We start from the raw sequence: 13,809 nt of genomic DNA on the forward strand, positions 1-13,809 counted from the left end.
ATCTGAATGCAACCGTCAAAAAATTTCAACGAGGCTGAGGAAGTAAGTGGGCGAAATTAAATATAAAATACTCTCCGCTCTTCGTAGTGAGCCAGCGCGGTCTTGGGGGTTTCCCCCATGAGCGACTGGCGAACCCGGAGGGTGAGCGGTTTACCGCTCCTCGAGTCGGGATTTTAACGGCTCTTGCCGTTACTACGTTAAGGAGCGTTTATTTATGCCCATCTACTTAATACTCAGTTCTCATTTTGCTCGATTGTTAAATTCGGTTTCCGTCTTTGTATGATTAAAACAAAAGTTACTCAGCCGATGCTGATCGCAACAATTGCAACCATAATAGCGATCGCTTCTTTTCCAAACCTTATATTCTCTGCTTTACCTACCGCTAAAATTGTCGCTCAAGAAGTTGAGCCAATAAAAAAATCTCCAGATCAAGTAATTCGTTGGAATGCGATCGCCCTTGAGATAATTAAGGCAGAAAAAACTTCTGCACCAATGGCGGCTCATAACTTAGCGATGGTACACGCAGCAGTTTATGATGCTGTTAATGCCATTTCGCCTACTTACCAGCCATACCAAGTTAAACAAAAAGCTCCTGCAAAGACATCAAAATAAGCAGTTGCGATCGCAGCTGCTTCTTTTGTATTGAGTCAGCTTTATCCCAACCAAGTTACTAACTTAAATACGGAACTAGATACATCTTTGGAAGAAATTCCCCCAGGTGAATCAAAGACCCAAGGAATTGAATTTGGTAAATCTGTTGCAGAACAAATCGTCAAATGGCGACAAAATGACGGTTCCACATCCCAAGTGACATATACTCCTATCAATAAAATAGGATATTGGCAACCCGTCCCACCCGATTTTAAACCTGCATCCATGCCTCATTGGCAGAATGTCAAGCCTTTTGCAATGCGCTCTAACTCGCAGTAAAGCATATTTAAAGTTTCCGGAGATGATTACTGATTTCGGTGCAACCAAGCAACCAAATCAGCCAATTCAGAAAAATCTAGCAGTGCCTCACCCAAGTTTTCCAACTGAGCGATCGCGCTCCGGTTGAATTTGAACTTGTAGATCAGTCCCAATAGTTCCCAACCGTCGGTTTAACTGCCGCAGAACAAGCTTTAATTCACCTTTTTGCTCACCTTTTTGCTCACAATGTATAATTATTTTTCGGAGATATCTCTAAAATTGTGTTATTAAAACATTTTTAATTAAGTTTTGTGTCGTAGTCAATCAACTTAATCAGGAACTCAAACAACACTTTGTCACAGTAAAGGAAAAGGACTTTCTATAAGGGAATCGGGAAATGGAATTTTTATTAACAGGTTTAGTACAATTCCGTAGCGAAATTGTCCCTAGTCGCAGCCAAGGGATCACACACAAAACAATCGGACAATCTATGGTGATGAGGACTATTTGCCTTTGCTGCTCAAATACTTTACTCCGTCACGCACGCGATAGAGAAATTTACTTTTGTTGCAGTCATTGCTATCAAGAAATGCCCGTTTGAAACGTTATAAATAAGCTCCGCTTCCATTTCTCTCACGCGGCTAGTCAAATCACCAACCGCTATGCAGTCTAAGGGGTACAGGAACCACCTAAAAAGCCGAAAGCGCTATATCCATCCCCTATAAAGGAGCGCTTGTACATAGTCGCTTATGGATTTAACGAAGCTATTAACTCACCGCAATGCACCTACCCTATAAGAAATCGCCAGAACTATGAATTTGTCAAAAACGCTGAAAGAGTCTTTAATATCTGTTTTAGAACAGTCGAGATTAGCTTTGTGGATCGAAATTGTGACTGAGCAGCCCCGATGTACTTACTACTTTGGACCTTTTGCGTTTGCCAAGTCAGCTCAAAAAGCCGTTTCGGGCTACATTGAAGACCTCAAACAGGAATCAGCTCAAGTAATTGCTGTTACTTTCAAGCGGGTTCAGCCACGGGAGCTAACGATTGAAGAGGATGAAGTCAACTATCCCGGACGGCAGGCAGGGACTGAGACAGGGGCTTGAAAGATTGAGCTTTTGAGGCAAACAGTTGTCTACCGCACATGTTTCGATTTTCATCGATTTGGGAGAGCATTGCTCGCTAGAACGCAAAACACCTATCCCAGTTTTCATATCCGATGATATTTGTAAGATCGAAAACTGCTGTCATCCGCAATCTTGCTTCAATAATCGTGAATTAGAGGTCAAAATGTCACACGAATTAATCAATTTGACATTACCAACTGTCATTCTAGAAATTGAAAATGCCTTAAATGAGTATCCTGTACATCCTTATCAATCAGCCTTTTCGATTCATGAACTGCGACAAAAGCTAATTGCCCATATTCTCAGTCAAATCCCCAACCGCTATGCAGTTCAAGGGGTACAGGAACCACCCAAAAAGCCGAAAGCGCTGTATCCACCCCCGACAAAGGAGCGGTTGTACATGGAAACAGTGATTCACGGGAGTATCTTGCATATCCTGCGAGAAAATGCTGACTCGCTTAGTGACTACTTTAGTTTGAACTCCAGAATCTAAAACTACGAATTTTTGAGTCCCACTCTGCATTTTCAATATTCGCATAACGTTCCCGACATTAGACATCGACCGAATTTAATTATGCGTTGCCCGAACCCCAAGAGACGTAGCACTGCTACGTCTCTACCTTTTTTCTGGAGATGTGTATTATCAACTGAATCATCAGGAGTCCCCCACTGAATTCTGTACTCAGAATCAGTGGCGGGAGGAATGGTGGGCAATGACGAGTTGACCAACCACCAAAAATAACCGCAGGTTATTACGGGATGTTGGTCGAGGAGGAATTGCCAATCTCGCTACTCCACTTAACGACTAACTCTGGTAGCGCATCTCTAAGTTTGTTTTGCCAACCGGGAATTGCTTTAAGTTGTGTTTTTAACTCCGTATCTATCTTAAAGCAGAGTGGTTTGGCATCTAAAGCTTTTTCTCCTTCCGGTTTCCAACGATATTTGTGATTCTTCTGGAAAGGCATAACTACTCCTTGTACATAGTGGTATATTACTATTATAGTATTAGACAAGGAGGTAATGTTGATGTACAAAAAAGACCCGCAAATTTTGACAGTTGCGTGTAAGTTGATAACGACTCCGCAACAAAAGCAAGATTTTACCAACTTGTCGTTAATGTTTGCAGCAACTTGTAATTACATCAACACTAGTGTCGATCCTAAATATAAAAGCGCACCCAAAATCCAAAAGCTGATTTACGCGGACGCAAAAATTAAATCAGGGATGCAAGCGAATCACGTTATTCAAGCTTGTATCCGCGTTGCTGGAAACCGCAAAGTAGCATCCGTTTCTGAGTTTAAACCAGGTTCTGTATTGTACGATGCCCGCACTTTTTCGCTTGCCCGTGATTTAAAAACAGTTAGCCTATCAGTCTTAGGTAAGCGAATTAAAGTTGGTTTGATGCTTGGAGATTACCAGCGCGAAATGCTGGATACTCGTCGTTCTGAACCTTCTAGCGCGACACTTGTTAAACGTAAAGCTAATTGGTACTTGCATATTCAGGTAAAAGTAAATGCAAAAAATGATGTTCCGCTAATAACAAGTAAAAACAATTACTTGGGTGTTGATTTAGGGAGAGTAGACATCGCGAGTCTTAGTGATGGAACATCTTTCTCAGGTAAAGACATCGAAAAGGTGCGGGCTAAGTATTCTAAAATCCGCGCTAGGTTACAATACAAAGCTAGTTCAGGCACTCGTAGTAGTCGCAGACGTTGCCGACAACTACAGAAACGGTTAGCTGGCAAAGATCGCAGATTCCAGACATGGTTAAACCATAATATCTCTTTGCAAATTGTTTTAGGAGCGCGATGTACCTCGTATTCGCACGTTGTCTTAGAAGATTTGACAGGGATTAGAGAACGCACCAATACCACGACTCGAAGCCGCGAACAACGCTTTCTAGCTAACTGTTGGTCGTTTTACCAACTAAAACTGTTTATTCAGTACAAAGCAAATATTTATGGCGTTCCAGTTGTTTTGGTGAATCCTGCCTATACCTCGCAGACCTGTCATAACTGCTTGCATATCCATCCCGTAAAAGGTCAGTCTTATCGTAATGGAAAGAAATATCATTGCGGTCATTGCGACTGGAAAGGGGATTCTGATTACAACGCAGCGAATGTCATAAAACAATTAGGGGCGACTGTAAACCGTCCCTGCGGTTCAGAATATCTTAGCTGCGATATTTCCGCGCTATTAGATTCTAGGGCAACTGAGGCGCCTACTCCGTATTCGGTACTCCGAATCGGTGTAGGTAGTTTACGACAACATAGATATTAGGGACATTGGAAGTCCCTAATATCTAGCGATCGCCTAAAAATTTTCTCATTCACGCTTACTATCTTGTTGGCTATTTTGTCAATGCGTAAGTCGTAGTTAGAACAACTGAGGCTGTTCATAGTGGTGTCCCGATTGCGTCCGGTTTTGAACCTTCTGGATTTGAACCCGGACAGTATTATTTTGGCTCAAACCCCACAGATTTTGGTGTCGTCAAGTTGATCTTTTAGTTCATTCGACCGACACAGGAACCCTCACCGAATCGCTTCTTGGTTGGTTCCGCAGTGCTGATGGTACGATTCAACGTTACTATGTTGGTCAGGGTGATAAAGACTACGCCTTAGTGAAGAATTTTAACAATAACGATAAAGATCAGTTGTTCTTGGCAGGAAAACCAGGGAATTACGATATCCGAAGATGTCGCTGGAAATCTGCGGATATCAGATCAAGGGGGGAAATGGTCAGGCGATCGCGCTTCATTTTGTCAGCAGCGAGCTTGAAATAGCAAACAACTAACAGTATCCTAGGAATGGCTGTCTTGTCGTGTATAACAGAAAAGTTGCCTTTTCTGAAGCTTAATTTCACTCAGATGTCTACTGATTAAATGCCTTGCCCCTGACGTTAAACTAAAATTGGCAGATAATCTAGCTCAAAATTAGCAGGATTTACTTCCAAATCTAAGTATACTTCTATAGTCATATTTACGTATTTACTTTATGGAATCTTTATCATTTTTAATGGTAGATGACCAGTCAATTTCTATCCAGCAAGCAGTAAAATATCTCCAAGCGTCTGGAAAACTGGGACAATTTATGAGCGATATTCTCCGCCAGCATGTAATTGAGCAAGAAATTGCCATGCGAGAAGATATTGAGATCAGTCCGGCTTTAACCGAACAGACAATCATTGACTTTCGGCTGAAAAACCAACTCACTGACCCCCAAAGTTTCCAAGATTGGCTCAAAAATAATGGTACAGATTACGCTACCTTTCACTCATCAGTCGCTTTAGGCTTCAAATTAGAAAAACTTAAAGTCGTAGTCACACAAGCAAAACAGCAAGAATATTTTATTGAACGCAAAATTTATTTAGATCGAGTAGTACTTTCTCGGATAATAGTTGATAACCCTGAACTCGGTGAGGAACTGCAAATCCAAATCGAAGAAGGAGCAAGTTTTGAGCAACTGGCAAGAGAATATTCACTTGCAGATGACAAAATAGTCAGCGGCATGATGGGACCAGTTAGTAGGGGAACGATGCCGGATATACTAAGAGCGGGTGTTGATGTGGCAAAGCCCGGACAATTGGTAGGACCGATAGAACTTGAAGGACGTTACGGTTTGTTTCGAGTAGAACAATTTCTTCCCGCGTCTTCAGAAGATACTCAACTAAAGCAAGCACTACAAAATGAGTTGTTTGAGAAATGGCTAGCAGAGAAAATTCAAAAGCTGACAGTGAAACTCCAAGTGAGCTAAAACTCGTGGAAAATGAATCTTTAAGAATAGGTGTGCTAGCAACTTTACCTTGGAATCAACCGCCTTTAGGCTGGCTGACTCCCGAAGAACAATCTCAATTAAAAAATCGCTCAGAAACCCGTCAGTACAAGCTAGGGGAAAAAATCTGGTCAAAGCAAGAAGGAATTTATCAGTTTTTTATTGTTTCTGGTAAAGTCCGCTTGCGCGAAGAAGGTATGGGTACACCGTTAGCAACTTTAGAGGCAGGGGATTGGTTTGGTGAGTTGCACTCATCCTCTGTAGATTTTAAAGCTGTAGCAGCGAGTAAAGAAGTAATCGTAGTTCGCTGGGATAAAGCACTTTGGGCAGAATTTTCCACTCCACAAATTGAGCAGTTCTTTCGTGGGGAGGAAAAGGGGGAGAGGGGGAGACAAGAAGACTCCTTGTCTCCAAAAAGACCAGAAAACTCCTTGTCTCTAAGGAGAGAAGGAGAGTTTTCCCCCGTTTCCCCCGTTTCTCCCACACCACGCTTCCCCCACTCCTCCACTGCTGTATCCGGTTATCCATTCGTTGCTAACTCAAACACAGCCGCTGCTTGTTTAACAATGGTGGCGCAAAAGTTAGATAATCCCTTACAACTGGAATGGGTACAACGTCAACTAAGAGGACAACGACCGAAAAATGTTGTCGAAGCGGCTGAGAAGTTAGGTTTTATATTGCGGCGTTTGCGAGTAAGTTGGAGTGAATTACGTTCGTTATCTTTTCCGGCTTTGTTGCAGTGGGGTGGTGAGCCAGGGAAACAAGGCAATTGGGTGGTAGCATATGGCGTGAAAGGCGATCGCCTAATTATTGCCAATCCCAAATCGAGCTTAAGCACTTGTGAAGGTGTTTCGCAATCAGTTGCCGAAACAGCTTGGGATGGACAACTTTGGCAAGTAGAAGTCATCCAGCAGCAAGAAAAATTTAACCTGAGTTGGTTCATTCCCGCAGTTGCAAAATATAAGGGATTACTCGGTGAAGTCTTGCTGGCATCTTTTACTTTGCAACTTTTGGGGTTAGCAACACCGCTGATTACTCAAGTCGTCATCGATAAAGTGATGGTGCAAGAAAGTTTGCCCACACTTGATGTGATGGCGATCGCTCTATTATCAGTATCACTGTTTGAGGCAGCACTCGGCATCCTCCGGCTATTTATCTTTACTCATACAGCTCGTCGTCTGGATCTGAGTTTATCAGCACAGCTATTTCGCCACCTGATGCGGTTGCCTCTATCTTATTTTGAATCGCGGCGCGTCGGTGACACAATAGCACGAGTTCAAGAACTAGAACAAATCCGCCAGTTTCTCACAGGTACAGCATTAACTGTCATATTAGATAGCATCTTTGCCGTGGTTTACCTGGTATTGATGTTTTACTATAGTGGGCAACTCACCGCAGTCGCCTTGGCTGTGTTGCCGTTATTTGCCATACTGACAATTGTCTCAACACCAATTTTGCGAGGTTGGCTGAACGAAACATTTAACCGCAGTGCTGACAGTCAATCGTTTCTGGTAGAGACGGTGACAGGAATTCACTCAGTTAAAGCACATGCAGCCGAACCAGTAGCACGCGATCGCTGGGAAGGTTTATTTGCTCGCTTCATCCGCACAGGTTTCAAAGCCTCCACCACCTCCAACATTAGCAGCAACATCGGTGACTTTCTCACCAACCTTTCCAGCCTGCTAATACTCTGGTTTGGCGCCAAATTAGTCATCGAACAAAAACTGACCATCGGGCAGTTAGTGGCATTTCAAATGCTTTCTGGGAGGGTAACAGGACCATTATTGCGGTTAGTCCAACTGTGGCAAAATCTCCAACAAGTTCTACTTTCGGTTGACCGAATTGGTGATATTCTTAACGTTGCCCCAGAAGCGGAAGCTGGAACCGGTCTAGTTTTACCAGCCCTCAAAGGAGAAGTCACCTTTGAGCAAGTCTTTTTCCGCTACCGACAAAATACTGAACCGGTTCTTCGGGGAATCTCCTTTAACGTTCAACCAGGACAGTTTGTTGGCATTGTCGGACGGTCAGGTTCTGGGAAAAGTACCCTTTCCAAGCTGTTGCAGCGTCTTTATCAAATAGAATCAGGACGCATCCTCATCGATGGTTTTGATATCAAAAGTGCCGATCTTGCCTCGTTGCGTCAACAAACTGGAGTCGTTCTTCAAGAAGACTTTTTATTTAACGGTTCCATCTTGGAGAATATCACCCTCGGCAATCCCGATATTACCGCTGAACAAGTTGTAGAAGCTGCCAGATTAGCTGTTGCCCACGATTTTATCAGTGAATTACCCTACGGTTACGAAAACAATGTTGGCGAACGCGGTACAGCTTTATCTGGTGGACAACGGCAACGTATTGCTTTAGCTCGGTTATTTCTCTCCCAAGCACCAATTTTAATTTTAGATGAAGCTACCAGCGCTTTGGATAGTGAAACTGAACAGCAGGTTCTGCAAAACTTGCAAAAAGTTTCTAGTAACCGCACCGTGTTTCTGATTGCCCACCGCTTTGCACCCCTCAAACGTGCCGATTTGATTTTGGTGATGGAACGTGGTGTAATTGCCGAACGTGGTACCCACTCACAACTGTTGCAAGAAAAAGGTTTGTATTGGTCGCTATATCAACGGCAGCAGGCAAATATATAATAGACATCTGTTGGAAAACAATTATTGTGACGTGAAATTTCACGTCTCTTGGGGTTTGGGCAACGCATAGTTCATTTCTGGAGATGTCTAATAGACATCTGTTGGAAAACAATTATTGTGACGATTCTGTGCTACGTCTCTACAAAGGTTGTGGACAACGCATAGTTTATTTTCACTTCCTTTGTGTCTAATCAGTTCGGTGTTGCTGATTGATGGGATGAATTTTGGTGTAGAGACGTTACATGTAACGTCTCTTGGCTTTGTGGTAACGGATCACAAGCATAGCGGTCGATGTCTGTTAGACACAAAGGAAGTGAAAAAGAATTATTGTGACGTTACATGTAACGTCTCTAGGGATTCTGGATAACGCATATTAAAAGAGCGATCGATGTCTATTAGACAAACGTCGTGAAAAAGAATTATTGTGACTTCGGACGATCGCTTCTCTACAAGGGTTTTGGGCAACGCATAATTAATTTCTGGAGATGTCTATTGCATTGAGACTCTCCCGACTTCTAGTCGGGAGATTCTGGAATAGAGTCACTTAGTTTTCTTATTACCGTGAAGATTAAGTAAATTTTTTATATTTTCTTTGTTAATTTAAGCACAAAATATTTTTTTTTTAATAAAAGAAAGCCATCATCTAATTTGATAAAATATATACCTCCTGTACCGGATCGAAAATATGCCAGTGGATTACGCAGGCAACAGTCTAGATAAAGCTAGAAAAGTCGATATTAATAGTAATGCCCAAACTTTTACGGATAGAGTCGATAATCTCGACCTAAATGATTTCTATAGCTTAAGCTTGAGGAGTCGTAGCAGTTTTAATCTTAACCTGGATGGGTTAAAAGCAGATGCTGATGTGGCGCTGATTCGGGATGCTAACAATAATAGTCAATTCGATCAAGGAGAGGTATTAAGTGCTTCAACTCATAGTGGTAAGCAAGCAGAATCAATTAATCAAATCTTGGATGCAGGCACTTATTACATACGGGTTTATCCGGATGGTAATGCCATAACCAACTATAAATTAACTGTCTCGGCAAGACCCTTTGATGATACTATTAGCACTATATTTTCTAGTTCTGCTAATTTACCAATAAATTCAACTTCTGGGAAGACAGAGGTAAATGTTAACAGTGCGATCGCACCCGCATCTCCTACTAACAACATAAACATTGTCGCCGGAACTCTCAGAGCAGATACCTTTAATTTTCAATCTGGCTTCAACCGAACAATTTACATTGGCAATGGCAACGTTGACTACGGTAGTGGAGCGCGAGACTTCCTCAATTTATCACAGATTGCTTCTACTTCAGTCACAACCAACTATGCAGATAATTTAAAAGGCGGTGTAGTTTACAATGCAGGCAATGGTAATCGTCTGTATGATGCCATAACATTTAGCGACGGTAGCGAAATTTTGTTTCAGGGTATCGAAACCATTAAATTTCAAGACAAAACCGTTGACTTATCTGTAACACCCAACGACCCTTTGTTTAATCAACAGTGGGATTTACATATAACAGGTGTAAATGATGCGTGGCGTTTTACTCAAGGTAATGATAAAGTTGCAATTGGCATTTTAGATACAGGGTTGGGAGCTAATAGTAATGGTATTCACCCCGATCTACGCTCTACCACCTTCGTGGCTAACAACTACTTCGATGAATCGGCAACTTTCTCCCACGGTACTCGTGTCGAAGGAACCATTGCTGCTGCTAGTAACAATGGTGTGGGGATAGCTGGTATTAACTGGAAATCTCCTGTTGAGATGATCGATGTCATCGGTGGTGACTCAGGAGATTACGATTTAGTTCAAGCTACGCAAGCACTAATTAATGGTGCTGGAGATCGCAAGTTAGTTGTGAACCTCAGCTTGTCTGGTGGTAGCTCACCTGCATTTGAGAAACTGGTTGCCGATAACAAAGATAAAGTCTTATTTGTGATTGCAGCTGGCAATCAAGACCAAAATACAATTGCCAGTCCCGCATCATTAGCGCAAACTAACAACAACGTCGTTGCAATAGGTTCTTCTTGGGGAACTAAAGACTGGTATGGCAATGCAAAAACACCAGGGGAGCGCATCTCCTATGAAGATTGGTGGGGTTCTAACACTGGAGAGGGTTTGACTTTAACGGCACCATCTGAATTTATTGCCACATCTGCTACTCGTACTGATTCATCTGCAACTTATGGCTTCGGCTACTATGACCGTTTTAATGGAACTTCAGCATCAACAGCTGTTGTTACAGGGATAGCTTCTCTGGTGTGGAGTGCTAATCCAAATCTTACTGCTGGACAAATCAAAGCTATTCTATCAGAAACAGCCTACGATTTGGGTACAGCCGGCTATGATACGGTTTATGGCTACGGACAAGTTAATGCCGGTGCTGCTGTACGACGAGCAGAAGCTCTTGACAGGGGTTTTGCGTAAGTCCTAGTAATAACTCCTGCTCTACCTTTTGGGAAGTTGTTTTTAGATTAGGTCTGTCTACATTTTCCATCTAAATGCCTTACTATACGCTCTGCCTTAATCTTCACTCGAGGCAGAGTTTTTTAGTAGTTCGCTTCAAAATTGAGCGCGATCGCAACTCCTCATAGAATCAAAACTACCTGTGAAATCTCACTTCAATAGACATAGGAGTAGAAATTAATTATGCGTTGCCCGAACCCCAAGAGACGATTCTGTGCTACGTCTCTACATATGACTCTGGAGATGTCTAATAGACATGCGAAAGTGAAAAAGAATCCCTAGTGACGATTCTGTGCTACGTCTCTAAAGGTTCTGAATAACGCATATTTAATTTCTACCAGATATCTAATTCAGGCAATTTTAATTTTTGCAACACCAAAAAAACCTCAGTGTTTTTCCCTTTGTGGGAAAGACTGCTTTGCAACCGTCGTAGAGACGTTCCGCTGGAACGTCTCTATAAATTTTGAAATAAATCATACATATATTTAAATAAATTTACGAATTTTCAACTAGATATTTGCCTATTTTTCTCAGCATTTTTTCGTAAGCTTTTATAAATTTTGTATTTTAAAATACGTAATTTTATCCTAGCTGGTTTGGTAGATAAAGCAGCAGTATAGAACAACGCATATCAACTTAGTTTTGATGCGTAGCTATAAAAGCTTTAGATAACAAAGACTTCAGGGTGCGTCTTGTCAATTTATCTTCATAGCATAGGACGCAGAAATATTTATGCCAGTTGATTCCGCCGGCAATAATTTAAGTACAGCAAATTATTTAAAAATCACTTCTCTCCCCAATAAAATTACAGAGTGGATTGGCACAAGCGATCCAACCGATTATTACACCTGTAGTCTCAGTGGTCGTAGTAGCTTTAATCTTGCCCTTAACGAGCTATCAGCGAATGCAGATGTGCAGCTGTTAGACAAAAATGGAGCCGTAGTTACAGGTTCTTATAGTGATGGTCGCAATTCTGAATCTATCAGCACAACTCTAGAAACTGGTAGTTACTACATCCGAGTCTACCAAGTGGGTGGTGCGAATACTAGCTACAAACTGAGCGTTTCTGGCAACGAAGCACCGCAATTATTACAATTTGGCACGGATAAAAGCAGCTATCAAGTAGGTGAAACTGTCAAACTTGCTAACGCTACAGTATTTGATGGCAATGGTGTCAGTGACTTAGCACAAGTAGATTTTCGATTGCAAAAAGATGGTGGAAGCTGGGACATCATCAGCAATGTAAACAAGTTCAGCGGTGACAGCAACAGTAACCGTGCTAGTTTTAACTACAGTTTAAGTAATTTAGCTGCTGGTAAATATCAGTTATGGGCAAAAGCCTACGATAAATCTGGTGCTACTAGCAACGCTTACCAAACAAGCTTTAGCGTTTCTGTCAACGAAGCACCGCAATCATTACAATTCAACACTGATAAAAGCAGCTATCAAGTAGGCGAAACTGTCAAACTGACTAACACTACAGTATTTGATGGTAATGGTATTAGTGACTTAGCGCAAGTAGAGTTTCGATTGCAAAAAGATGGTGGAAGCTGGGACATCATCAGCAATGTGGATAAATTCAGCACTCAAGGCAGCGATAACCGCAATGCTAGCTTTAACTATGCGATTAGCGGTCTAACTAATGGTAAATATCAGTTGTGGGCACGAGCTTATGATAAAGTCGGTGCTACTAGCAACACTTGGCAAACAAGCTTTAACATTTTGCAACCGACTCCTGTAGTTGCGGATGGTGGGGATTGGTTTGAGCAGAATATTAAAGATACTGGTATACGTGCAGCAACAAGGTTGCGTTTCGCAGATCAGGTGTTAGATCGCAACGATATTATTAGCATCTTGCGTGAAGTCAAAGATAACAGTGTAGTTGATGCTACAGAAGTTAAAGACCTCCGCACTTTAGTTAGCAATGCCTCTTACTTAAAAATTCCCGAATCTGTCCGCGTTTTGGCTAACAAAGTTGTTAATGGTGATGTTGCTAATCAAAAGTATCAGAGTAATACACTGGGTAACTTGGATACTGGTAGTAGTGACGTGCAGTTGGAGAACTTAATTAGTAAGTGGTTTTATGGTGGCGATCGCCCAACAACACCCTACACTTATCAATATGCTAGTGGTTCTTTGTTCCAAAATGGCATCAGTTATCAAGACATAAAACAAGGTGTGATTAATGACTGCTTCTTCTTAGCAGGTTTATCTCAAACAGCTTTCCGTTCACCCAGCACAATTGAGAATATGTTTATTGATAACGGTGATAATACTTTCACCGTGCGTTTCTGGAAAAATGGGGTAGCTGACTATGTGACGGTAGACAGATATTTACCAACCACTGACACGGGGTATTTAGCATATGCAAATAAGGGGAATTATTATAAGAATTCTACAAATGAATTATGGGTAACTCTTGCCGAAAAAGCTTATGCTCAACTCAATGAATCTGGATGGATTTATCAAGATAATACCAATTCTTACAAGGGTATTGGTCATGGTGGATATATGAGTGATGCTTTTGCCCAAATCACCGGACGTAACGTTTCTAGTTTTAATGTTCTTGACTTTAACTCAATAGTCAATGCGTTTAATTCTGGTCAATTAATTGGGTTAGCAACTTTAGAAACTGGAGTTGCATCAAATATCGTCGCTGCTCATGGTTATACAGTGGTAGGTTATAATTCCTCTACTCAAAAGTTTACTCTTTTCAACCCTTGGGGAATCGATAACGGCTCCTCAAAACCGGGCATCATAGAATTGGCTTGGAACGAAATTGCAAGCAACTTTAGTTATTGGGATTCTACCAAAACTATATAAACTTAGAACGCGTCTTTCGTGAATAAACCTGGTTTCTTTCGGCTTGTTGAGAATAGACA

General features: G+C 41.7%; 12 protein-coding genes. 9 read left to right on the plus strand and 3 right to left on the minus strand.

Translation table 11 applies throughout. The annotated features are described in order from the left end of the window. Positions 1 to 279 precede the first annotated feature (279 nt). Together OGM63_RS21955 and OGM63_RS21960 are read left to right on the plus strand one after the other, a co-directional pair. On the plus strand, positions 280 to 612 hold the full coding sequence (locus OGM63_RS21955; protein ID WP_263747785.1) for a hypothetical protein: 333 nt from the start codon (positions 280 to 282) through the stop codon (positions 610 to 612). Positions 613 to 642: 30 nt separating this feature from the next. After that, complete coding sequence (locus OGM63_RS21960; protein WP_263747786.1) at positions 643 to 930, plus strand: hypothetical protein; 288 nt, start codon at positions 643 to 645, stop codon at positions 928 to 930. A 26-nt stretch (positions 931 to 956) separates the two neighbouring features. Here OGM63_RS21960 and OGM63_RS21965 read toward each other — a convergent pair whose 3' ends face one another. Together OGM63_RS21965 and OGM63_RS29635 are read right to left on the minus strand one after the other, a co-directional pair. Next, on the minus strand, positions 957 to 1,034 hold the full coding sequence (locus tag OGM63_RS21965; protein ID WP_318528521.1) for a DUF4351 domain-containing protein: 78 nt from the start codon (positions 1,032 to 1,034) through the stop codon (positions 957 to 959). Beyond that, complete coding sequence (locus tag OGM63_RS29635) at positions 1,018 to 1,167, minus strand: DUF4351 domain-containing protein (RefSeq protein WP_318528522.1); 150 nt, start codon at positions 1,165 to 1,167, stop codon at positions 1,018 to 1,020. The genes OGM63_RS21965 and OGM63_RS29635 overlap by 17 nt, the downstream gene beginning before the upstream one ends. 554 nt (positions 1,168 to 1,721) lie before the next feature. On the opposite strand from OGM63_RS29635, the gene OGM63_RS21975 reads away from it, so the two are divergent. Then, positions 1,722 to 2,015 (plus strand): DUF1816 domain-containing protein, encoded by a 294-nt coding sequence (locus tag OGM63_RS21975; RefSeq protein WP_263747787.1) that lies wholly within the window; start codon positions 1,722 to 1,724, stop codon positions 2,013 to 2,015. A gap of 184 nt (positions 2,016 to 2,199) precedes the next feature. Next, a complete protein-coding gene (locus OGM63_RS21980) occupies positions 2,200 to 2,529 on the plus strand; it encodes a hypothetical protein (RefSeq protein WP_263747788.1) in 330 nt (109 codons plus the stop codon). A gap of 259 nt (positions 2,530 to 2,788) precedes the next feature. Here the strand turns inward: OGM63_RS21980 and OGM63_RS21985 are convergent, their stop codons facing one another. After that, positions 2,789 to 3,001, minus strand: coding sequence for a hypothetical protein (locus tag OGM63_RS21985; RefSeq protein ID WP_263747789.1), 213 nt, complete (start codon positions 2,999 to 3,001; stop codon positions 2,789 to 2,791). Positions 3,002 to 3,062: 61 nt separating this feature from the next. Between OGM63_RS21985 and OGM63_RS21990 the strand changes: the two genes are divergently transcribed. The 5 genes from OGM63_RS21990 (at position 3,063) to OGM63_RS22010 (ending at position 13,750) form a co-directional block, all read left to right on the plus strand. Beyond that, positions 3,063 to 4,316: an RNA-guided endonuclease InsQ/TnpB family protein gene (locus OGM63_RS21990; protein ID WP_263747790.1), complete on the plus strand. Its 1,254-nt coding sequence runs from the start codon at positions 3,063 to 3,065 to the stop codon at positions 4,314 to 4,316. A gap of 713 nt (positions 4,317 to 5,029) precedes the next feature. Further along, a complete protein-coding gene (locus OGM63_RS21995) occupies positions 5,030 to 5,788 on the plus strand; it encodes a peptidylprolyl isomerase (RefSeq protein WP_263747791.1) in 759 nt (252 codons plus the stop codon). Next, positions 5,737 to 8,448: a type I secretion system permease/ATPase gene (locus OGM63_RS22000; RefSeq protein WP_263747792.1), complete on the plus strand. Its 2,712-nt coding sequence runs from the start codon at positions 5,737 to 5,739 to the stop codon at positions 8,446 to 8,448. Before OGM63_RS21995 ends, OGM63_RS22000 begins: the two co-directional genes overlap by 52 nt. A gap of 685 nt (positions 8,449 to 9,133) precedes the next feature. Then, the gene (locus tag OGM63_RS22005; RefSeq protein ID WP_263747793.1) at positions 9,134 to 10,888 is read left to right on the plus strand and encodes a S8 family serine peptidase; all 1,755 of its coding nucleotides are present in this window, start codon (positions 9,134 to 9,136) and stop codon (positions 10,886 to 10,888) included. Between the two features lie 771 nt (positions 10,889 to 11,659). Then, a complete protein-coding gene (locus OGM63_RS22010) occupies positions 11,660 to 13,750 on the plus strand; it encodes a C2 family cysteine protease (RefSeq protein ID WP_263747794.1) in 2,091 nt (696 codons plus the stop codon). Positions 13,751 to 13,809: the final 59 nt, after the last annotated feature.

It is taken from the genome of Plectonema radiosum NIES-515 (genome assembly GCF_025753815.1).
GTDB lineage: Bacteria > Cyanobacteriota > Cyanobacteriia > Cyanobacteriales > Nostocaceae > Hassallia > Hassallia radiosum_A.